The organism is Thiocystis violacea (genome assembly GCF_016583575.1).
Classification (GTDB): domain Bacteria; phylum Pseudomonadota; class Gammaproteobacteria; order Chromatiales; family Chromatiaceae; genus Thiocystis; species Thiocystis violacea.
In genome coordinates this window covers 1-22,204 of the sequence record NZ_NRRG01000056.1, presented here as the reverse complement: position 1 = coordinate 22,204, position 22,204 = coordinate 1, and the positions used below count along the sequence as shown (strand labels likewise).

Genomic DNA, 22,204 nt, shown 5'->3' with positions numbered 1-22,204 from the left:
AAATCATCTAACCATCCGGTGACGTGCCTCGGACCTTCACCCGCGCCCCATCGATTACCTCGCGATCCGGGTGGACGATCACCTGGTCACCTGGCTCCAGACCACGCCTCAGCTCGGTGCGCAGCGCGCCCCGACGCCCGACCTCGACCTCCCGCGACCGCGCCCGTCCGTCGTCGACGAGGAACAGCGCCCAAGCCTCGCCCCAGCGGAAGAGACCGCTGCTCGGTACCTGTAGCACGTCCTCGGCCTCCCAGAGCACGAAGCGGGCGTTGAGTCGGTAGGCGTCGCCCAGGCGCCGCCAGGCCGCGCGTGGGGAGACCAGACTGGCGATGACCCAAACCCGCTGCTCCTCGACCCCGAGTGCCGAGATCTTGGTGAAGGCGACCGGCTCGACGCGCTCGACCCGCGCCTCCAGCGGCTCGGGATCGCCCCAACGCTCCAGCCAGACCGGCATGCCGGGGGCGAGCCGCACGGCATCCGCCGAGAGGACATCGGCCTCGATCTCCAGACGCTCGGGATCGCCGATCTCCAGGATCGGATCGCCGGCCTGGACGACCCGGGCGCTCTCGAATTCGCGCTTGAGGATACGTCCGGCCACGGGCGCGCGCAGCGCCAGCCGGCCCTGCTCGCCCGGTTCCAGTTCACCCGTGTAAGCCAGATCGGCCTGGGCCGCCGTCAGGTCGTGCTCGGCGCGGTCGACGCCGAAACGCGCCGAGACCAGTTCGGCGGCACGCCCCCGGGCCTCGGCCCTGGCCTGATCGAGCTGGGTGAGCGAGACCATGCCCCGCCCGGCCAGAGGCTCCATCCGGGCCAATTCGGCTCGGGCCAGGGCCTCGTTCGCCTCGGCGGCCTCGACCGCCGCGCGGGCCGCCGCCAGTTCGGCTTCGGCGGCCGCGATCCGCGCCCGCGCCTGTTGCCGATGGCGCCTGTCCAGGGCCGGGGACGCTGCGGCCTCCATGACCGCCACCACCTCGCCGGCCGCGACCGGATCGCCGACCTCCAGGTTCAGACGCCCGACCCGACCGGCGATCGGCGCCGAGATCCGATAGCGATCGATGACGCGCGTGCGCGCCTCCGCCTCCAGGGTCACGGCCAGGTGTCCGCGCGTCACGGGCTCCACGTCCACCAGTCGCGGGACAGGGCGAAATCCCCAGAGGATGAGCGCGAGCGCGGCCAGGACGATCAGGATCGAGCCGGCATGACGAAGGATGGGTGGACGGCGTCGATTCATTCGCGTGTCTTCAGGACCGCCACCAGATCCAGATGGCGCAGACGGCGCGCGACCAGCAGCCCGGACAGAAGCGCCGAGACGAGGATCACGGTCGCCGAGAAGGCCAGGACATTGGGCTCGATGATCATGGGGATACGGTAGAGTTCGGAGTCCAGCCCCCCGACGATCGCGGCGATCAGGCCGAGGCCGATCAAGAACCCCGGCGGGATCGCGGCGGCGGTCAGCAGGGCCAGCTCAGCCACCAGAATATAGGTGATCTCGGCGAGACTGAATCCCAGGACGCGCAGCGTCGCCAGCTCGCGATCGCGCTCGGTCAGGAGGATGCGGGCGTTGTTGTACACCACCCCGAAGGCGATGCTGCCGGCCAGCAGGGTGCTGATGAAGGCGAAGCTCAGGACGATCTCGGTCATGGAATCGGTGAAGCTCTGAATCGCCGTCATCCGATCCGTCACGCCCGCGACCCTGGGCGCCCGTTTCAGCTCGGCCACGACGGCGTCACGCGCGCCGGGGACGAGCGCCAGCAGGGCGCCGGTCACGCTGTCACCCTCCCCGAGCGCCCGGTTCAGGGCCGCCAGATCCATATAGGCGGCGACGCCGGTGAACTCGCGCACGATGCCGACGACGGGGATTTCAAGGCGCTCGCGCCGTCCCTCCAGCACCTCGACCCGCAGCGAATCGCCCGGACCGGCCCCAAGCACCGCCGCCAGATGATCGCTCAGGACCAGTCCCTCGGGCGGGAGCGGTCGGACCTGAAGCCGGTCGTCGAGAATTCGCCGCAAGCGGCTCTCGGACTCCAGACCCTGGATGGCGGTTCGATAGCTCGCCTGACCCCGAATCAGACGCACGGCGACCTGCCGCACCGGCTCCGCCCAATCGACGCCGGGGTGAGCCGCCAGTTCCAGGATGGCGCGGCGTGAGGTCGGCTCGACGAAGGTCAGGGTCAGATCGTCGCGCTGAGCCAGTCCGTACTGCACCTGGATCAGATAATCCAGCGCCCCTTCCTGAAACCGCCCGACCATGAGGATGCCGCAGGCCATGGCGATGCCGAGAACCGACAGCAGGGCCTTGAGCGGCCGGCGTTCGATGTTGCGCAGCACCATCCGGGTCGGCTGATCCAGGAACCGCTGAAGCCCAAGCCGCTCCACGAGCGTGGCGCGGTAGTTCGGCGGCGGCTCGGGACGCATGGCCTCGGCCGGCGGGAGACGCACCGCGCGCCGCACCGCCGACAGGGTTCCGGCGAGCCCCGCGCCGAGGGTCGCCAGCACGGCCAGACTGATCACCTGGGGGCGCGGGCTGAAGGTGAGATAGGGAAAATGAAAGAACCCGCGATAGAGTTCCGCCATCAGCAGACCGAACCAGAGTCCGGCCGCCAGTCCGAGGATGAGTCCGAGCAGGATGATCACCAGCACCCACTGCACGTAGTGCCAGCCCACGGCCCAGGATCCGTAGCCGAACGCCTTGAGAATGGCGATCTGGTCGCGCTGGGCGCCGATCAGCCGCGAGAGCACCATGTTCAGCAGGAACGCGGCCACGCCCAGGAAGGTCGCGGGAATGAACTTGGCCATGCCCGCCAACTGCTCCAGTTCCGCGCCGAGATAGCGATCCGAGAGCTGATCCCGGCGTTCGATCGCACCCAGGCCGCCGTGGGGTTCGAGCAGGAGATCCAGCCGCTCGATCACGTCCCGGACGCGGGCGTCGCGGGTCAGGGTCAGCACCAGGTCGTTGAAGGCGCCATCCATCCCATAGCCGTTGGCCAGGGGCTCGCGATTCATCCAGAGCACGCCGTAACGGGCGAAGTCGGGGAAGAGGTCGCCCGGCTTGATCTGATAGATGAATTCGGGCGACAGGGCGATCCCGACGATCTCCAGACGCTGGAGACGTCCATTGATGATGGCGCCCAGACGATCGCCGGGGCGGAAGGCGTGCGCGTCGGCGAATGCCTGGCTCACCACCGTCTCCTGGTCGCGACCGGGCTCGGGCAACCGCCCCTCGCGCAGATAAAGCCGGTTGAGCCCGGCATTGGCGCCCTCGGGGAGCGCAACCAGCAGACCCGAGGCCGGATCCGTGAAGCCTGGGATGTCCAGATTGACCGCCGCCACCACCCGCGTCTCGGCCCGCTGGACACCCGGAATCGCCTCCACGGCCTCGCGCAGACCCTCGGGCGCGCGTTTCAGCGAGGCGAAGACATCGGCGAAACGGTAGTCGCGATAGAAGGCCGCGCGGGTCAGGGTCAGTGAATCGAGCGTCGCCAGGGACATGACCAGCGTGGCGACCCCGCCGGCGATCACCACCGCGATCGCGAGAACCTGACCGCGCATGCGCCAGGTCTCGCGCCGGAGCTTGCGCACCAGCACGCTCACCAGTGGATCTCGCTCGGGGCGAGGCGGACGGGATTGTCGCTCACCGATTGGATGCGCCCGTCGCTCATCCGGATCACCCGATCGGCCATGGCGGCGATGGCGGCGTTATGCGTGATGACCGCCGTGGTGGTGCCCAACTCGCGGTTCACGCGCTCCAGGACCTCCAGGACGATCACCCCCGTCGCCGAGTCGAGCGCCCCGGTCGGCTCGTCGCACAGCAGCACGCGCGGGCGTTTCGCGACCGCCCTGGCGATGGCGACCCGCTGCTGCTCGCCGCCCGAGAGCTGGGCCGGGAAATGATCCAGCCGTTGGCTCAATCCAACCAGTCCCAGGGCCTCCTCGGGCGACATGGGATCCTCGGCGATTTCGGTCACGATGGCGACGTTCTCGCGCGCGGTCAGGCTTGGGATGAGGTTGTAGAACTGGAAGACGAACCCAACGATCTGGCGACGGAACTCGGTGAGCGCGCGCTCTCCGACCTGGGTCAGATCGCGGCCGGCGCTGATCACCCGCCCGCTGGTGGGCGAGTCCAAGCCCCCGAGGATGTTGAGCAGTGTAGACTTGCCGCTGCCGGACGGACCCAGCAACACGACCAGCTCGCCTGGATAGAGATCGAGATCCACGCCCCGCAGGGCCTCGACGCTCACCTCGCCCATGACGTAGATCTTCGTCAGGTCACGCACCTGAAAGACCGGGTCCGATGGATCGCCGTGTCGATTCATGAATCCAGGGCAGGGCTATTCAGTCGGGATGGATCGCGTCCATGGAATCTCCGAGGCTGTCGGCACCGCCTGTTAGCACCGCCAGACGATTCACTGGCTTTCACTGGAAGAGATCGAGGTAAACGATGACGAACGACACCAATGTCACCTGGCATGAACATCAGGTATCACGCGGACACAGAGAGGAAATGAAAGGCCACAAGGGGTGCGTCATCTGGTTCACGGGTCTCAGCGGCTCGGGCAAGAGTACGATCGCCAACACGCTCGATCATCGCCTGCATCAACAACGCATACACAGTTCCGTGCTCGATGGGGACAATGTGCGCCACGCGCTCAATGCCGGACCTGGGATGCTCAAGGACAGGCATGGCGAGGCGTTCGCCCAGCGCTTCGGCCTCGGCTTCTCGGCGATCGACCGTGAAGAGAACATCCGACGCATCGGCGCGGTCGCCCAACTCTTTTCGCAGGCCGGAATCATCGCGCTCACGGCCTTCATCAGCCCCTATCGTCGCGACCGGGATCTGGTGCGCCGCACCATGGAGGACGGCGAGTTCATCGAGGTCTTCGTCGATACCCCCATCGAGATCTGCGAGCAGCGCGATCCCAAGGGTCTGTATAAGAAGGCGCGCGCTGGCGAACTCAAGGGCTTCACCGGCATCGACGACCCCTACGAGGCACCGGACTCGCCGGAACTGACCCTGCTCGCGGGCGAAAAGCCCCCGCATGTCCTGGCCGACGAGGTGATGCTTTATCTAGAGACCCGAGGCATCATCGCTGGATCCTCGGCCTCCTGACGTCCGTGGCGCGCCTTGCGCCCCGAACGAAAACGGCGAGGAGCGCGACAGCCGTCGGTCCTCGCCGTTTCATTGGTCACCCTAGCGCGGGCGCGCGATCATCCCTCTTGCAGCAACCGGCGCAAGTCGAGGATCGCCGCGTTGGCCCGCGAGATGTAGGACGCCATCACCAGTGAATGGTTGGACATGGGGCCAAAGCCGGTCCCATTGAGGATCAGCGGGCTCCACATCGGGTTCTGGGTCGCCTGCAGTTTCCGCACGATCTGCTTCAGGGATACCTGGGCATTCTTGTTCTTCAGCACGCTCTCGAAGTCCAACTCCATGGCCTTCAAAGTATGCATGAGCGCCCAGGTGTAACCGCGCGCCTCGAAAAAGACATCATCGATCTGCCCCCACGGCGTCTTGGTACTCGCCTCCTGAGGGACTGGCGTGGATTGGCGGGCGCTGGGATCTCCAGCCAAATCGGTGTTCAGGTCTTCCTGTCCGACGGCGTAGGACAGGCGCTGTGACATATTGCCCAAACGCTTCTCGACGACCTGCAAGTAGGAAACCAGGTTATCGGCCCGGGCGAAGAATTGTGCGTCGCGGCTGGCGGGATCACTCAGTCGCTTCAGGTAGCGCTGGAGCGCATCGATGCCCTTGCCATACTCCGATTCCGTGGATGGCAGAATCCAGGAATCCGAGTTGTAGTTGAACTGCGGCTGGGCGATCTGGAGATCCTTGTCCTCGAGCGACTGCGACTGGGCGCGGCTCAGCTCGTTGCGCAGTGAGTTGGACAGGTCGCGCAGTTCGGTCAGCGCGCCAAATTCCCAGTTCGGGATGTTATCCAGATAGACCCCAGGAGGCGTCACGTCATTGCTCAGGTAACCGCCCGGCTTATCGAGTAGGGTCTCACCGATCTTGATCGCGGCGGCGGTGGTGTAGGCGCCCGTCACCAGTCGGTTCTCCTCGCCGCCGACCATGGTCAGCGCGTTGTCGCGCACATCGAACATCGGGGGCGATCGGGACCAGATCACACCCAGGACCAGGACCACCACCACGTAAGTGACGATGAACAGCCCCATGGTCCACCAAAGCCCTTTCTCCTTCCAGACGCGCGGGTCGTAGAGCGTCGCGATCTTGGCGACTTTTTTAGTCATTTCCACTGGCTTCAAGGATGCTTTTACATCCATGGCATTCTCCAAATAGTTCTATTGACTCGAATCATTGAAACCAAATATCGGGGTCGATCTCATCGTAAACAACACGCGGAAATCGACATCCCGTCGACTGGCCCACCAAGCCCCAGCGTCTCCGCTCGCGGCGGCGGGCAGGCCAGCCAGAGGCGTCACTTGCAATCGCGTTCGATGATCTCGACCGTGCGGCGACAGATCTCGCGACCATAATCGGTCCAGAGACCCTGTCCCCAATAGCGGTAGCAACTGGTCTGGGATGACATCAGATGGAAGAGCGCGTTGCGGTAGGCGGGATTGTCGGTCGGGAGGCCCGGCCGCAGCACATGTTCGTTGAAGCTGGCGCTGGCCTCCTCCATCGGCCCCAGCACGTTGTCGTAACCCTTGACCCAGGAAAGATCACTGGTCCAACTTCCACCTTCCATGTGGAAGCGACCATCCTCCCGCTTGATCTCCTCGATCGCCTCGGCCAGCTTCTCCGGACCATCGCCAGGGCGAATCCGTGACCAGATGCGGTCGTGGAACAGCGGCTGGACCTCCGGCAGATCGCCCGGTTCGACCCCGCTGGCGAACAGATGTTCCAGATACTCGCTGACATTCATCATCGGGCTCGCGGAATGGCTCGACAGCGACACGACCTCCATGAACTTGGATGGGAACTCGTTCATCATGACCCCACCGTTCTCACCGTCCGCGATCTGGGTCACCAGCGGCGGGATGGATTTCCCGGCCAGCTCGACCCGATCGAGACCCTGGGCCTCGTACCAGGGCTGCATCTGGGCGACCAGCTTGGTGTCGGACCCCTGGGTCTTGACGATGGCGATGATGCTCGCCGTCTCGCCCTTGGAATTGGTGCAGATCAGACGATGCGGGATATGCGGACGCGCCGGATGACGACCGTCCGAGATCTGCTGCACCGTGTGTTCCTGAACCAGAACCCATTGAAAACCGCAGTCGACCAGGGTCTTGACGAATTCGTAGGCGACATCCGGGTGGTTCGGCAACGCCATCTCGGAGGGCGAAAAGCCACGCACCCGCTCCAGCGCCTCCCAGCCGAAGATGGCCGCGAAGTGCTGCTGGAAGGCACGCACATGCAGCCGGAAGTCCTGCACCGGCGTGGACGGCGCCACCGCGTGACCCCAGGGCATCCCGAGCCACTCGATCGCCGGGCTGTAATCCGGGTTGCAGGTGACGGTCTTGAGGGCGTCGATCACATGGTGTTCGCCCATCTTGCGCAGACCGTGCAGCAGGGTGCCGGAATACTCCAGCATGCAGCGCGGCGACTTGCCCTCGCCCATGAGCTGGGGGACGAATTCGCCAATCCGCTTGTAGCACCAGACGAAGGCGGGGGCGTTGTAGTTATCCCCGATATGCTGATTCTCCATCATGTACTGGAGATTGCTGATGAGCGCGGCGGTGCGCAGATCCCCGCCGCCGGCCGGGATCAATGGCTGGTGCTGGTGCAGGGCGATGGCCGTGGCGCTGCGGATCGAGCCGAAGTCGATCCCGCCAGGCTTGGCGAAGAGACTCTTCTCGCGGCCCTTCGCGACGACCCGCGCGACATCCTCCTCGCTTCCGGAAAGATTGGGGATCTCTCCGATGTATTCTGGCAATGGGTTCACATTCAGCTCCTAGGAAAGGGTTTCCGTGGTTTGGGTAACAACGAGCGGATCCGAGGCGACCGGCGGCGACGCCAGGTCGGTTGGCGGATCCTCGGACGAAGCCGTTGGCGTCTGGACCGTCCGCTCGCCCGTGGGTGAATCGAGGATCGCCGCCTCCTCGGGAAGGGTGATGCCGGCGCGGCCGAGGGCCTGGACAGCGGCTTCGAGCCCGGCCTCGGCCCGAGGAACCCAAGCCTCGCCCCAGTAAATATTGCAACTGGTCTCGGCCAGCAGCAGCTGATCGAGGGCCTCGGCGATGGCCTCGGCGTGCGGACCCTCCGTGAGACCGCGCTCCCCGGCGAACCAGCGGGCCTCGTGGACCGCGCGACTGACGCGGGCGCAATCGCCGACCGTCTGGCGCTGGCGCTCCGATCCCAGCCATTGGGTGAAATCGCGGCCATGGTGCCAGCCGGTATTCCAGGCCCCGGTGCGCACCCGCACCTCGCCATGGGCCCCGTGCTCATCGAGATAATCGCTGACGAAGGTCGGGGCGATGGCCGCCTCGCCGGACGCCACGCGCTTAAGCAGCGGGAGATAGAAGGCGCTCCAGTAGTTCGCGCCCTCGGTCACGTTGCGGAACCAGCCCCCGTTCTCCCCGTCCGTTCCGGTCGTCACCAGCGGCGGGAAATCGCACCATTTGGTGCGCTCGGCCACCTCGTTCAAGAACCAGTCCACGTCCATGCCGGACTCCTGGGCATCGGACAGCTCGCGGTCGCGCACCACGACCACGATCTCGTCGTCTCCATGGCGAGCGATATGGGGCCGATAACGCAGTTCCTGCCAGCTCATCTCGGTCAGCGGCTCGACATGCTCGCTGTCGACGAAGACATAACGGTAACCGAAGGCGCGCAGCAAGGGGATCAGCTCCATCGAGAATCCCATCTCGGGCGGCCAGAAGCCCTGGAAACGTGGACGCCACAGCAAATGATGGGCGATCCCGAGCCAGCGACTCAGATGCTCCCGGCGGTCGGCCTCCGGGATCAGCGGCAGGACCGGATGGAAGTAACCGGTTCCGACCACCTCGAAGAGCTTTTGGTTCTGGAAATGCCAGAGCAGGGAGCCGCAGTCCACGGTACCGTAGACCTGTTGCTGAAAGGTCGGATCGGAGAGGGTTTCCAGCAGGGTTCCGGACAGCGACAGATGGACCCTGGCGAGATCCTCGTGTCCCCAGAGGCTGCGCGGAATGCGGTCGAGCGCGAACAGGATCTCCTTGGCTTCCCAGGTTTGGTGCTCCAGGAGCTCCTGGAGATTCCCCCGAGGCTGATGAAGATTCAACACAAGCGCGTGGTAAGCGATAGACATGAGGACATCCCGGTAACGGCTTCGGATGCGGGAAGGATACCAAAGCGACGCCTGGAGATTCACCACAACCGCGTGACATCACCGAAACGTGCCCCTTTGGTCTGGGAGAGGTTCGCGGAACCAGGCCGCGCGGGGTTCAAGGCTGGGGTTCTGAAAGGATCCGTGATGATCGCAAGCCTGGCGTGTCGGGTAGCAGGGTGACCGTAAGGTCACCCTGCTACCCGACAGGGTACGCGGGGTGGTTCCCCAAGGCGGATCGCCCGGACACCGGGCGCGCCCCAACTCAACCAGACAGGGTTTCCATCCGGATCCGTACCACGGAGCCCTGCACCGAATCCAGCGCCTCGATCCGGGCAATGGCCTGATTCATCCGGCCCTCGATCACTCGATGGGTGAGCATGACCAGGGGCACATGGGTCTCCCCTTCCCCTGGCTCCTTCTGCTTGATCGCCTCGATGCTGATGCCCTCGTCGCCCAGGATGCTGGCGATGCGGGCCATGACGCCCGCCTGGTCGAGCGCGGAGAGTCGCAGATAGTAGGCGGTCTCCACCTGGTCCATCGGCAGTACCGGGGTGTCGGCCAACTCGTCAGGCTGGAAGGCCAGATGCGGGACGCGGTTGTTGGGATCGGTGGTGAGCGCGCGCGCCACGTCGACCAGATCCGCGATCACGGCGGAGGCGGTCGGCAAGGCGCCCGCGCCGGCGCCGTAGTAGAGCGTGGGTCCGACCGCGTCGCCCTTGACCAGCACCGCGTTCATGACCCCATCGACGTTGGCGATGAGACGCCGCTCGGGAATCAGGGTCGGATGCACACGCAGTTCGATGCCGCCGGCCGAGCGGCGCGCGATACCCAGATGCTTGATGCGATAGCCGAGGTCGGCGGCATAGGCGACATCCAGCGCGCCGATGCGCGAGATGCCCTCGGTGAAGCAGCGATCGAACTGGAGGGGAATGCCGAAGGCGAGCGAGCCCAGGATGGTGAGCTTGTGGGCAGCGTCGATGCCCTCGATATCGAAGGTCGGATCCGTCTCCGCGTAGCCCAGCGCCTGCGCCTCGGCCAGCACGTCGGCGAAGTCGCGGCCCTTGTCGCGCATCTCGGTCAGGATGAAGTTGCCGGTGCCGTTGATGATGCCGGCGATCCATTCGATATGGTTGGCGGCCAGACCCTCGCGCAACGCCTTGATGATGGGGATGCCGCCGGCGACCGCCGCCTCGAAGCCCACCATGACGCCCTTCTTTTGAGCGGCGGCGAAGATCTCGTTGCCGTGCTTGGCGATCAGCGCCTTGTTGGCGGTGACCACATGCTTACCGTTCTCGATCGCCCGCAGAACCAGCTCGCGCGCGGGCGAGTAGCCGCCGATCAGCTCGACCACGATCTGGATCTCGGGATCCTCCACCAGGGCGAAGGCGTCGTCGCCGATCTGGCCGATGGACTCCAGACCCTGGATCGTCTCGGGCCGATACTCGCGCGCCGCCGCGCGGGCGATCTCGATCCCGCGACCGGCGCGACGCGCGATCTCGTTCGCGTTGCGGGCCAGGACGGTCACGGTGCCGCCGCCGACCGTTCCCAAGCCCAAGAGTCCGACCTTCACCGGTTCCATGCATCTCACCTCGATTCGCGGGCGCGCCGACCGGATGGCCTCGGGGCGCGGCCCAAATTCAGAAGGAACGACAGGACAAACGCCTGTCTTCCCGATCAGGATCCGGCCCGCGAGTCGCGCCGGAACATCTCCTTGATGCCGCGAACCGCCTGGCGAGTCCGGTGCTCATTCTCGATCAGACCGAAACGCACATGGCTGTCGCCGTACTCGCCGAAACCGATGCCGGGGGAAACCGCCACCTTGGCCTCGCGCAGCAGCTTCTTGGAGAACTCCAGGGATCCCATCTCGCGATAAGGCTCCGGGATGGGCGCCCAGGCGAACATGGTCGCCTTCGGCGGCTCGATCGGCCAACCGGCGGCATTCAAGCCGGAGCAGAGCACGTCGCGGCGGCTCTGGTACATGTCGCTGATCTCGCGCACGCACGCCTGCGGCCCCTCCAGCGCGGCGATCGCCGCCACCTGGATGGGCGTGAAGGTGCCGTAGTCCAGATAGGACTTGATGCGCGCCAGGGCCGATACCAGGGTCCGGTTGCCGCACATGAAGCCGACCCGCCAGCCGGGCATGTTGTAGCTCTTGGACATGGAGAAGAACTCGACCGCGATGTCCTTCGCGCCGGGGATCTGCAGGATCGAAGGGGCCTTGTAGCCGTCGAAGACGATGTCGGCATAGGCGATGTCATGCACCACCCAGATGCCGTGCTCGGTGGCGATGTCGATCACCTTCTGGAAGAAATCCAGCTCCACGCACTGGGTCGTGGGGTTACCGGGAAAGTTCAGCACCAGCATCTTCGGCTTGGGCCAGGACTCCTGGATCGCCTTCTGCAATTCCTCGAAGAAGTCGACATCCGGGGTCAGGCGCACATGCCGCACGTCGGCGCCGGCGATGATGAAGCCGTAGGGATGGATCGGATAGGCCGGATTGGGCACCAGCACCGTGTCGCCCGCGCCCATGGTGGCGAGCGCCAGATGGGCCAGTCCCTCCTTGGAACCGATGGTCACGATGGCCTCGGTCTCGGGATCCAGATGCACGTCGAAGCGGTCGCGATACCAGTGACAGATGGCCCGGCGCAGACGGGGAATTCCGCGCGAGACCGAATAACGATGGGTGTCCTTGCGAACCGATGCCTCGACCAACTTGTCAACGATGTGCTGGGGCGTGGCCTGATCCGGATTGCCCATGCCGAAGTCGATGATGTCCTCGCCCCGCGCTCGTGCCTCGGCCTTCAATTCGTTGACGATATTGAAGACGTAGGGTGGCAAGCGCTTGATGCGGTGAAAGTCTGACTCAGGGACGGCCACGGAGAACCTCGTTGGCGAATGGTTGACGTAAAACGGGAGAGTCTACAGTCGGACCCGCGAGATTCAAACAAGCACGTCCCCATGAGACCGATCCCGCTCCAGTCACCAGGAGGAGAGCCACCGATGCGAGCGCCCCATCCGCGAGCCGACACCAGAGGGTCGAGTCGCGGCTCCCCGTCCATCCAGGCCGGCGCGAGCGCCTGGCGGATCCGGCTCGCCTGGCTCGCGGCGGCGCTGATCCTCACGGTCCTGCTGAGTGGTTGCAGCCGCGTCACCCTTGTCTACAACACGGCCGACCTCTTCGCCAGGCAATACGCGAGCGATTACCTGGGCCTGAGCCGCGAGCAGATGGACCGCTGGGAGCCCCGACTGACTCTCGCGCTCAGCCGCCATCGCGCCGAGGAACTGCCCCATCTCGCGGCCTTTTTCGACCGGACGCTCCAGGCCAGCCGGGTCGGTTTCGACGCCACCGGGATGTCCTGCCTGAGCGGAAAGTTTCGCGATCTCTACCGACGACAGGCGCGACTCGCGGTCGAGCTGGCGACACCTCTGCTCGCGGACCTGAGGCCCTCGCAGATCGGCGCCCTGGCACGCAAATTCGCCGAGGAAGCGGCGGAGGACAGGGCGGATCTGGCGAAACGGGACTGGTCCTGGGAGACACGCAAACGCGCCCGACGCTACGTCCGCTCGATCGAGGACTGGACCGGCCGCCTGAGCGCGGAGCAAGGGAAGATCGTCGCCGAGGTGACCGCGCGCATGCCGGACGCGGAAGCCGCCGTCGTCGACTATCGCGCGCGCAAGCGAGGGGAACTCATCAGTCTGCTCGAAAACGGCGCGAGCGAGGAGCGGATCGGGGTCTTCATGACCGCCTGGCTGGTCGATTTCGCCGATCTTCCGGAGGAACTCGAGCGCGCCGGCGAGACCATCGAGTCGCGAATCGCCGAGCTGTTCATCCGGCTCGGCGCCAGCCTGGACGATCCACAGCGCGCCCATCTGGACCAACGGCTGCGCCAACTCCGGGATGATCTGATGAAGCTTCAGCGCCAACCGCGCCTGGCGCTGCTGTCCTGTTGACCAGGCGTCGATCGGCGAACGTCAGAACAGATCGTCCATGACGCGCGGGGCGGAACGCTTGACCGTGGTGGCACCGCCGCCCTTGCGCGCCGTCTTCCGAGAGGTGCTGGCCGGACCAGCCACCTTGATGGGCTCGGGTCCGAGCAACGCCTGCCGATGCTCCTCCTGCACCATCTCCAGGACGCCGCTCTTTGACTTGGTCTCGGCGCCCCTGGCCGGATCGACGCGGACCTGGACCAGACCGGAAGGAGGATCCAGCTTGGCGATGGGCTGGCCCTCGAGCGCGTCCCCCATGAAATCCACCCACATTCCAAGCGCCGCCTTGCCGCCCTCCTCGCCTCGCCCGAGCTTGCCGAAGTCATCGAAACCCATCCAGGCGATGGTCACGAAGTTGGCCTGGTAGCCGGCGAACCAGGAATCGCGAATGTCGTTGGTGGTGCCGGTCTTACCGACGACATCCGAGCGGTTCAGTTTCTTGGCGCGCGTGCCGGTGCCGCGCTCCACCACCTCGCGCAGCAGCGAGGTCATCTGGTAGGCGGTGCGCGGGTCGATCACCGGCTCGGCCGTGGCCTCGGGCGCCAGCCCACGGGTGGTGGCGGATTTGTCCTCGATCTTGTACCAGCAATCGCGGCAAGACCTGGCGGGCTTGGCTTCGAACAGGAGGTTGCCATCGCCATCCTCGATGCGCTGGATAAAATAAGGGACTACGTGATAGCCGCCGTTGGCGAACACCGCGTAGCCCTCGGCGAGTTTCACCGGCGAGAGTTCACCCGTTCCGAGCGCCATCGAGAGCCCCAGCGGCATCGCCTGGAGGTCGAATCCGAACCGCCGGATATAGTCCTGGGCGTGCTCGATCCCCACGCTTTGCAGCAGATTGATACTGGCCAGATTGCGCGACAGGGCCAGGGCCCGGCGCAGGCTGACCGGACCCATTTCCTTGTGGTCCGCGTTCTTGGGATTCCAGCGCTCGCTGGTCTTGAGCTTGACCGCCCGATCATTGAGCAGGCTGGCCGGGGTCCAGCCCTTGTCGAGCGCCGCGGCATAGACGAATGGCTTGAAGCTGGAGCCCGGCTGACGGCGCATGTCGACCGCCCGGTTGAATTTCGATTCGTTGAACGAATAGCCGCCGACCAGCGCCCGCACCGCGCCATCGCGAGGATCGAGCGAGACCAGGGCGCCGCCCACCGCCGGGATCTGGGTCAGCGACCAGCCGGACTTGTCGGTTTTCTTGAGCCGAACCAGATCGCCGACCTGAACCGCGTTGCCGGAGCGCCGCTTCGGGCCGCGCCAACGGGCGGAATTGCGGTAGCCCTGAGCCCAGGACATCTCGGCGCGCTTGAGATCGATGCGTTGCCCCTTTCCCAGGTAGACCTGGGCGCCGGATGAAGTCAGTCGGGTCACCAGGCCCGGCTCCAGTTCGGGGAGGCGGGTAACCCCATCCAGATAGGCGTCCAGGTCCGCGTCCGTCAGACCGGTCAGATCGAGTGTCGCCTCGGGGCCCCGATAGCCATGCCGACGATCGTACTGGCGCAGTGCGGTCCGCACCGCCTCCTGCGCGGCCGTCTGGGTCCGCGAGTCGATCGTCGTGGTCACGCGCAGCCCCCGGTTGGTCGCCTCCTCGCCGTAGAACCGGATGATCTCCGCCCGCGCCATCTCCGCGACATAACCGGCGTCCAGATCGAGCAGCCGCCGATTCGGCCTGGCCATGTCCGGCGTCTTGATCGAGATCTCGTGCTCCATGGCGTCGATGTAGCCAAGCTCCAGCATCCGCCCGAGGATGTAGTCGCGACGCGCGAGCGCGCGCTCGGGGCTGGAGATGGGGTTGTTGGTGGATGGCGCCTTGGGAATGCCGGCGAGCATGGCGGCCTCGGCCACCGAAAGCTGGTTCAGGGATTTATCGTAATAGAGCGCCGCCGCGGCCGAGATCCCGTAGGCCCGGTGTCCGAAGAAGATCTGGTTCAGATAGAGTTCGAGGATCTCGTGCTTGGTCAGAACCTGCTCGACGTGCAGCGTCAGCAGAACCTCGGCGAGCTTGCGCTGAAAGGTTTTTTCCGGCGAGAGAAAGAAATTGCGCGTGACCTGCATGCTGATGGTACTGGCGCCCTGGGACTTCTCGCCGGTCGCGAGATAGCTCAGCAGCGCCCGTCCCATGCCCACCGAATCGATGCCGCCGTGTTCGAAGAAACGGCTGTCCTCGGTCGCCAGGAACGCCTTGATGACGATCGGGGGAATCGCCTCGATCGTGACCGGCCGCCGCCGCTCGATCCCGAACTCGCCGATCATGGCGCCATCCGCGCTGAACACACGCAGTGGCTCCTGAAACTGGATATTGCGCAGACGCTGCACGTCCGGAAGCTCCGGCAGGGTGACGCTGACGAAGACGGCCGCGCCCACCAGACCCAGGGTCAGCACCTGGAGTGGCACGCCCAGGCCGCGTCCGAGAAAATGCAGGAACCAGCCGGGGATCGAGGTCGGCGTTCGCAGCGCCCACCGGGTTTTCCGCTTCGAGTCCCCTGGCTTGGGCGTTCGGGGTCGATTCGATCCGGATGGACTCGCGATCGCTGTCCGCGCCGCTTCGGAGGCGCGCGGCCTGGCTGGTTTTGGTGCTCTATCCAAGGTTCACTCCGCCCGCCTCGGACGCGAGATCGTCAAGGGGCTCGGGCAATTGGGATGGGGAAATCGCCCGCGATTGTACACCAGGCCAGGCGCGAGCCGATCCCCGATCTCGGACGCCCTCATCACCTGTCGCATTCTGGCAAAGGGTGTCGCCCAGGGGATGTTGGGGGGCCGCCGCGAGACCGGAGCGCGCCAACTCGCTCCAGGCTTGCGATGGCCCCTTGGCTGGCTCCAGAATCCTCACCAGCCGGCAACTGTTGGGGTAGCCGGCAGGCGCCTGACGAGGCTCGGCGTGTTCCGATCTGCTGGAAGGTGGGCATGGCCGACACGCTGGCCGATGCGCCGGGCGCGCCCTTCGCGCCGCCCTATGAGATCTGGCCGGCGATCCCGCCAACCCGTCGCGCGGGGTCTTCGCCTTCGAGCCCGTGTCGTACCTGGACGCGAATCTTGCGAGTCTCGCGCGCGCCCTTTCCTACCGTCTGAATCAGCCTGGAGCGCGATCATGCCCAAACCTGTTACCCCGCGTCTGGCCGCCGATGCCATCATCGAGCTGACCGACCGGCCCGGTCGCCCGATCGTGCTGATCGAACGGCGCTATCCGCCTCCTGGTTGGGCGATCCCCGGCGGCTTCGTGGACATCGGCGAGCGCCTGGAGCAGGCCGCCGTGCGCGAGGCGCTGGAAGAAACGGCGCTGCGGGTGACGCTGCGCGCCCTGCTGGGGGTCTACTCGGACCCGCGACGGGATCCGCGCGGCCACACCGTGACCGCCGTCTACGTCGCCGAGGCGACCGGCGAGCCCCGCGCCCAGGACGACGCGCGCCACCTCGCGGTCTTTCCGGTCGATGCGCTGCCCGAGCGGCTCGCCTTCGATCATGCCCTGGTTCTCGACGACTATCGGCGTTTCCGCGACAGTGGAGCGGTCGCGCCGCTACGGGGCGACCCTGATAACCTCTGACGCAGACCGGCCGAGCGGCGCCCGGCGCCAGGTCGACCCTCCATTGATTTCATTGGCCCGAGTGATCACCAACAAGGAACAAATCGTGGAACCACAGGAATTGTCTCAGCGGATCGGACAGCGCATCCGCGCCGAGCGCAAACGGCTTGGTTGGACCCAGGTCGAGTTGTCCGAACGTACCCACGGAGTTTTGAGCCAGTCGCGCATCGGCAACTACGAGCAGGGTGCGAGACGCCCGGGTATCGAGGCCGCCCGCCTGTTGGCGGAGACGTTCGCGACTGTCCGTCCGGAGTGGCTGCTGTGCCTGGATCAATTCCCCGGATTGCTGAGCCCTTCGGAAGCGGAGTTGCTCGCCTGCTTTCGCGCGACCGATTCCAGGGGCCAGCGGAGAATCTTGAACGTCGCGCGGGCGGTCCGGGAGGCTTCGTCCACGGCCGAGGGCGGATTCGCATGCTCTACAGTCTCCTGAAGACCCTCCATGTGCTCGGTGTCGTGGCGCTGGTCGGCAATGTCGTGGTCACCCTGGCGTGGAAGCTGGCGGCCGACCGCACCGGGGAGCCGCGCGTGATCGCCTTCGGTCAGCGGCTGGTCACCCTCACCGACTGGTGGTTCACCGTTGGCGGCGTCGTGCTGATCGCGATCGGTGGATATGGGGCGGCCTGGGTCGCCGGGCTCGACCCCTTGGGTCCGCACTGGCTGCTGTGGGGACAAGGGCTGTTCGTGCTCTCGGGGGCACTCTGGGCCGGCCTCCTGATCCCGACGCAGATCCGCCAGGCGCGCCAGGCGCGCGACTTCGCCGCCGGCGGGGACATTCCCGCGAGCTACTGGCGCGACGCGCGCCGCTGGGTGTTCTGGGGCGTGATCGCCATCGGGCCCTTGCTGGGCGCGGTCTGGCTGATGATCGCCAAGCCCGCGTAGCGCCCGGCCGCTCCTTCGTCAGTGTCAGGTTCGTCCCAGGTGCGGTCACTGGCGCTAACGTTCAGTGTAGGCCGGTTACGACCCCATTGCGGTCACATCCGCCAAACAAACAAGGATCAACGCCGGCCGCTCGGCCGGGCGGCGCCGGCCAGCACCATGCCACCGAACTGTTCGCCGAAGCGACGCCGTGCGGTCCCCGCGGCGCCTTTCCACCCGCGGCGTTGCCTGTCTGCCTGAGCTATGTGGGTCACCGAACAGACTCTCTCACGAACATGCCTCACTCTGTGTCTGCCCCTTTACCAAGAGAACCGGGGAATATTTCGGTCAGTACGGACCGTAGCGGCGCGGTGGTCTTGAAACCAGTCAAGAACCAGAAAGAGGCCGCTCAACCGGGTGCGATTGCGCGCGGGAGCGAAGCTTAAACTTCGGTCACCAACACTCGCTATTTGGCGTGGCAACGGAACGGGTTGCCGTAGCCACGCTCGCAGTCCGCCAATTAGGCAATCCATTTGACGAGGAGTCCGCACAATGTTGAAGCGTTCATTAATGGCATCGGCCTTGGTCACCGCCCTGTCTCTGCCCATCGGGTTCGCGTTAGCGGCAGAGCCGACACCTGACCAGCAAGGGCCAGGGCAAACCTTCGGCGCCCAATCCGGGGCCGGCGGGTCGATGGGCGCCAACGGCGCGATGCGAGGCGGCGGCGCTATGGAATCGGGCGATGCCGCTGGATCGGGTGGTGCTGCGGGATCGGGTGGCGTTTCGGGTTCGGGCGGCGTCTCGGGATCGGCAGGCGCTTCAGGATCGGGCGGTGGCTCGGGATCGGGCGGCGGCACGGAATCGGGCGACGGTACGGGATCGGGCGCTGCCGGAGCGGGCGGCTCGATGGGAATGGGCGGAAGCATGGGCGGAAGCATGAGGGGGAGCGGTGGCACGGGAGCCGGCACCGGCGGTCGTCAATAGGCGCAAACCTAAGTTTGTAGGGTGGACAGGTGCCACGCAGTCCACATGTGACCGGCATGCTAGTCGGCAAGTTGGTGCAAGTCCAACCGTGGCCCTTGGGAGGGGCACCGGACGCCAATTAGGCACCCCTGTATTGTCACCGGGGAGTACACGTTAGCCAGGAGCTGCCGCTGGGTTTTAGATTCGCGAGGCGATGAGGCTGGTGGGTGAGATCACCGTCCGCAGTGTGAGGACCAGCCACCTAGGGTGGATCGTGCGGACGGCCGCTTCGGGCCGAACTTAGCCATCCAAAGGGCTGTCTGCGAGTGACCGCAAAGCGCGTCCAGTGATCGCTTGCGAAGCCGCTCTGGGAGTCCGCAATGCGTCCTAAGCAATCAGTGAGGATGCAAGGTGGTAGTGACCGGTATCCGCGTCGAGCTGTCGCCAAATTAGGGGCACGCGGAAAATCGATTCGTCGGCTCCAGCCGTTCGGCGCTCCCTGCTGTTCGCGTCACGACCCGAGATGACGTGCTCGCTCGACCCACCGAGGACAATCCCAGCCACTCCGAGCCCGTCACGACCTCCCTATCCCCCTAGGGGAACGCCCGCCTCGCCCCCGGTGGTTGGTTCGGTCCCGCTTGCCCGCCCACTCCGGCTACACACGCGGCTAGTCCGCCCTGAGTCCGCACATAAAGCCTCCGCGCTCGGCATGGCGCTTCATGGTCCGGCTCGGCGCTGGAAGCCGAGGTGCGCGCCTGTCACGGCGGCGACTCGGCCAGGGCAGGCGCGTTCGTCTTTCATCGTGCAGCGGTCGCCCTTGGGCCGCGAGCGGGATCCTTCACGCGAGCGGTGCGTGGTCTGGGAACCTGCTCGTCCGCGCATTGAGGCATGTCAATCAACGTCGGGGCGGTCCACTGCCAACCCCATCGATCGTGGCCATGCCCTGCTATGCTTCCACTCAGGCCCGACAAGAAAGGTACGCCAGCCGTTGATCGCGTGGGCATCCAATAATCGCTCTGAATACACACCGAATCGGAGTCGCCAAATGGCCGTTGAAGTGTATGTATGGTTCCCTAAATTGGTGTCGGCGGAGCTGAATATTGGCCACGCCGCAATGAAGGTCGACGGTGGCTCGCCGCCGAGCGTCGTCTATATCAGTCGGTGGCCGGGTTCCTACGCGGGTCTGATCGTAAGCTCGGCGGTCAATCAGAGATATGCGGATGACATCAAAGCCGAAGGTGGGCCGCCGGCCGTGGTGCGCTTGACCAAGCTCGACGAAACGGCTATCAAACGGGCCGTGATGTCGAATTTCACCCTCAGCCTCTATTCTTTTCTGTCTTACAACTGCGCCACTCAAGTTGGGAAGTGTCTGAATGAAGGAATACCCGGCGGGGCCGTCGTTGATATCGCACTGGGCAGCGTTGTTGGACAATATCAGGCACTCAAGCATGGCGCCATCAATACGCCGTGGAATTTATATTTATACGCTCAATCGCTCCGCCCGGTGTTTGGATGACACCAGCCAGGCTCTCAGTCCCGCATGGCCGAACCTGTTCTTGAGTCGAACAGGGTCGGTGCGTTGATCAATTCGCGGCCCTTGGAAGGCGAAGGCGGCCAGCCAGCGCCGGACGCTGTTGTTGAGTCTGGATCGGACCCTCAGCCGTCACCGAGCCAAACGTCTTCCAATCCATCGTAATTCCCGTCGGGCGCGAGCCGATAATCGCGAACCTCGGGACGCCTGACGAGGATCTGATCCTCGTACCAGAGCGGCAGGTAGGGAAGCTCCGCGTGCAGCCGTGAAGCCAGCTCGCGATAGAGCCTGGCCTGGCCGTCCAGGTCCGGCGCGCGGGCGGCGGCGTCGATCAGGCGATCCGTCTCGGGATGGCGGTAACGCCCCCGGTTCGCGCCGTTCGGCGGGATGGCCGAGCCGTGGAAGGCGTAGCGGAAGATATCCGGGGTGTTGATGCCGACCCAGCTCAGACCATAGAGCTGAAAACGCCCCTCCTTGACGTCGCCGAAGAAGGTTCCCCAGTCATAGCCGCGAATGGTCAGACGAATCCCGACGGCGGCGAGTTGGGACTGCATGGCGGTCGCGAGACGGAGGCGGAAGGGATCGCTGGAGGTCTTGAGGGTGAGCGCGAGCGGATTCTCGGGTCCGTACCCGAGCGACCCCAGGAGCGCGCGGGCCAACTCGGGATCATGGCGATAGGGCTTGAGATCCGGGTGACCGGCCCAGTGCTCGGGCGGAAAAATGGACTCGGCGGTCCGACCCCGGTCGCGAAACAGATACCGCAGCAGCGCCTCGCGGTCCAAGGCGTGGGCCAGCGCCCGTCGAACCTTCGGATGACCGGCGAGCGGATCCTCAAGATTGAAGCCGAGATAGGAGAAATTCCGGCCCGGCCGGGTCTCGACCCGGATCGAGGGACGCGCGGCCAGATAATCGACCAGCTCCGGCGAGAGATCGTTCTGGAGCATCGAGACCTCGCCGCGCAACAGCTTCATGACGCGCACGTTCGGATCCTTGACCGTGATCAGCTCCAGAATCAGCCTGTCGCGGCGGCGCTCCAGGCGCAGCCGCCCCGGCTCGGGCCAGTCGAGCATCCGGAAGGGACCGCTGCCGAGCGGCTCGGTGGCGGGCTGGACTCCGGCGGCGATCACGGCGGCCGGCAGGATCCCCTCGGCCAGATAGGCGGGGAACAGCGGGTCCGGCGATCCCAGATGGAAATCGATGGTGTCCGGGTCTGGTGTGGCGATCGACCCGATCGCGCTCAACTGGGCGCGATGGGGCGAGGCATTCGCTGGATCCAGGATGAAGCCGTAGGTCGCGGCCACGTCGGCGGAGGTCAGCCAGGTTCCATCGGTGAAGTCGCGGCCGGACTCGCCCAGACGGAAGCGGTAATGGGTTGGCGTCAGTACCGTCCAGGTGGCGATGCCTGGAATCGGCAGCCCCTTTTCATCGAACTCGACCAGGCGCCGATAGAGCAGCCGATTGACGCGCTCGGAGGTGGCATCCGTGGCGAAGCAGGGATCCAGGACGCGCGGCGGACTGGACAGACCGAATCGGAGCACGCCATCGTCGCTCGACGAGCCCCCATCGCAGCCGGCCAGGAGGAGCCCGAACGCCAGCGCGATCAGCGCCAATCGCATCCGCTCACCAATGGCCGTAGGGATGCCGGGCGAGATTGACATTGAAGTAGCGGGGATCGTCGGAAACCTCCTCGCCCGCCCAATCCGGCCGCTCGAAATCCGCGTCCTCGGCCTCCAATTCCACCTCGGCCAGCACCAGGCCCGCGTTCGCCCCGGCGAAGACATCCAGATCCCAGACGTGGCGACCCGCGCGCACCCGATAGCGAACCTTCTCGATCAACGGGGAAACCGCCAGCTCGCGCAGCAGGATCTCGGCATCGGCGACCGGGATGGGATATTCGAATTCCAACCGAGAAATCCCGCTGGTCGGCCCCTTGAGGGTCAGATAGGCGGCGTCGCCCCGGATGCGCGCCCGCACCGTCGCCCGCCCGCCCTCGGCCAGATAGCCTTGCAGAATGCGCGTCTCCCCTTCCAC

General features: G+C 65.6%; 18 protein-coding genes. 7 read left to right on the top strand and 11 right to left on the bottom strand.

The window, feature by feature from the left end:
* Positions 1 to 7: 7 nt before the first annotated feature.
* Genes CKO27_RS19875 through CKO27_RS19865 form a run of 3 tightly spaced genes read right to left on the bottom strand, consistent with a single transcriptional unit; the run spans position 8 to position 4,313 of the window.
* On the bottom strand, positions 8 to 1,231 hold the full coding sequence (locus CKO27_RS19875) for an efflux RND transporter periplasmic adaptor subunit (protein ID WP_200376662.1): 1,224 nt from the start codon (positions 1,229 to 1,231) through the stop codon (positions 8 to 10).
* Complete coding sequence (locus CKO27_RS19870) at positions 1,228 to 3,591, bottom strand: FtsX-like permease family protein (RefSeq protein WP_200376661.1); 2,364 nt, start codon at positions 3,589 to 3,591, stop codon at positions 1,228 to 1,230. Before CKO27_RS19870 ends, CKO27_RS19875 begins: the two co-directional genes overlap by 4 nt.
* Complete coding sequence (locus CKO27_RS19865) at positions 3,588 to 4,313, bottom strand: ABC transporter ATP-binding protein (RefSeq protein ID WP_200376660.1); 726 nt, start codon at positions 4,311 to 4,313, stop codon at positions 3,588 to 3,590. Before CKO27_RS19865 ends, CKO27_RS19870 begins: the two co-directional genes overlap by 4 nt.
* Before the next feature lie 125 nt (positions 4,314 to 4,438).
* Between CKO27_RS19865 and cysC the strand changes: the two genes are divergently transcribed.
* On the top strand, positions 4,439 to 5,107 hold the full coding sequence (cysC, locus tag CKO27_RS19860; RefSeq protein ID WP_200376659.1) for an adenylyl-sulfate kinase: 669 nt from the start codon (positions 4,439 to 4,441) through the stop codon (positions 5,105 to 5,107).
* Between the two features lie 98 nt (positions 5,108 to 5,205).
* On the opposite strand, the gene CKO27_RS19855 is transcribed toward cysC, so the two are convergent.
* The 5 genes from CKO27_RS19855 to alaC all read right to left on the bottom strand — a co-directional run bounded on the left by CKO27_RS19855 (position 5,206) and on the right by alaC (position 12,140).
* Positions 5,206 to 6,246, bottom strand: coding sequence for a DUF2333 family protein (locus CKO27_RS19855; RefSeq protein ID WP_420825850.1), 1,041 nt, complete (start codon positions 6,244 to 6,246; stop codon positions 5,206 to 5,208).
* Between the two features lie 188 nt (positions 6,247 to 6,434).
* Complete coding sequence (locus tag CKO27_RS19850; protein WP_200376657.1) at positions 6,435 to 7,901, bottom strand: glycosyl hydrolase family 57; 1,467 nt, start codon at positions 7,899 to 7,901, stop codon at positions 6,435 to 6,437.
* Between the two features lie 9 nt (positions 7,902 to 7,910).
* A complete protein-coding gene (locus tag CKO27_RS19845; protein ID WP_200376656.1) occupies positions 7,911 to 9,242 on the bottom strand; it encodes a polysaccharide deacetylase family protein in 1,332 nt (443 codons plus the stop codon).
* Between the two features lie 283 nt (positions 9,243 to 9,525).
* Positions 9,526 to 10,842 (bottom strand): homoserine dehydrogenase, encoded by a 1,317-nt coding sequence (locus tag CKO27_RS19840; protein ID WP_200376655.1) that lies wholly within the window; start codon positions 10,840 to 10,842, stop codon positions 9,526 to 9,528.
* 95 nt (positions 10,843 to 10,937) lie between these two features.
* On the bottom strand, positions 10,938 to 12,140 hold the full coding sequence (gene alaC, locus CKO27_RS19835; protein WP_200376654.1) for an alanine transaminase: 1,203 nt from the start codon (positions 12,138 to 12,140) through the stop codon (positions 10,938 to 10,940).
* Between the two features lie 123 nt (positions 12,141 to 12,263).
* On the opposite strand from alaC, the gene CKO27_RS19830 reads away from it, so the two are divergent.
* Entirely contained in the window at positions 12,264 to 13,214 is a 951-nt protein-coding gene (locus CKO27_RS19830) for a DUF6279 family lipoprotein (protein WP_242471023.1), read from the top strand.
* A 21-nt stretch (positions 13,215 to 13,235) separates the two neighbouring features.
* Here the strand turns inward: CKO27_RS19830 and CKO27_RS19825 are convergent, their stop codons facing one another.
* Complete coding sequence (locus CKO27_RS19825) at positions 13,236 to 15,638, bottom strand: penicillin-binding protein 1A (RefSeq protein ID WP_338116134.1); 2,403 nt, start codon at positions 15,636 to 15,638, stop codon at positions 13,236 to 13,238.
* A 694-nt stretch (positions 15,639 to 16,332) separates the two neighbouring features.
* On the opposite strand from CKO27_RS19825, the gene CKO27_RS19820 reads away from it, so the two are divergent.
* The 5 genes from CKO27_RS19820 to CKO27_RS19800 all read left to right on the top strand — a co-directional run bounded on the left by CKO27_RS19820 (position 16,333) and on the right by CKO27_RS19800 (position 20,158).
* Positions 16,333 to 16,785 (top strand): NUDIX domain-containing protein, encoded by a 453-nt coding sequence (locus CKO27_RS19820; RefSeq protein ID WP_200376653.1) that lies wholly within the window; start codon positions 16,333 to 16,335, stop codon positions 16,783 to 16,785.
* A gap of 85 nt (positions 16,786 to 16,870) precedes the next feature.
* Positions 16,871 to 17,254, top strand: a complete 384-nt coding sequence (locus CKO27_RS19815; RefSeq protein ID WP_338116132.1) for a helix-turn-helix domain-containing protein — start codon at positions 16,871 to 16,873, stop codon at positions 17,252 to 17,254.
* A complete protein-coding gene (locus CKO27_RS19810; RefSeq protein WP_200376651.1) occupies positions 17,236 to 17,703 on the top strand; it encodes a DUF2269 family protein in 468 nt (155 codons plus the stop codon). Before CKO27_RS19815 ends, CKO27_RS19810 begins: the two co-directional genes overlap by 19 nt.
* A 718-nt stretch (positions 17,704 to 18,421) precedes the next feature.
* Positions 18,422 to 18,619 (top strand): hypothetical protein, encoded by a 198-nt coding sequence (locus tag CKO27_RS19805; protein WP_200376650.1) that lies wholly within the window; start codon positions 18,422 to 18,424, stop codon positions 18,617 to 18,619.
* A 1,068-nt stretch (positions 18,620 to 19,687) separates the two neighbouring features.
* A complete protein-coding gene (locus tag CKO27_RS19800) occupies positions 19,688 to 20,158 on the top strand; it encodes a hypothetical protein (RefSeq protein ID WP_200376649.1) in 471 nt (156 codons plus the stop codon).
* 140 nt (positions 20,159 to 20,298) lie between these two features.
* Here CKO27_RS19800 and CKO27_RS19795 read toward each other — a convergent pair whose 3' ends face one another.
* On the bottom strand, positions 20,299 to 21,789 hold the full coding sequence (locus CKO27_RS19795) for an ABC transporter substrate-binding protein (RefSeq protein ID WP_200376648.1): 1,491 nt from the start codon (positions 21,787 to 21,789) through the stop codon (positions 20,299 to 20,301).
* Between the two features lie 4 nt (positions 21,790 to 21,793).
* On the bottom strand, positions 21,794 to 22,204 hold a 411-nt coding region (locus CKO27_RS19790), incomplete at its 5' end, for a CYTH domain-containing protein (RefSeq protein WP_200376647.1).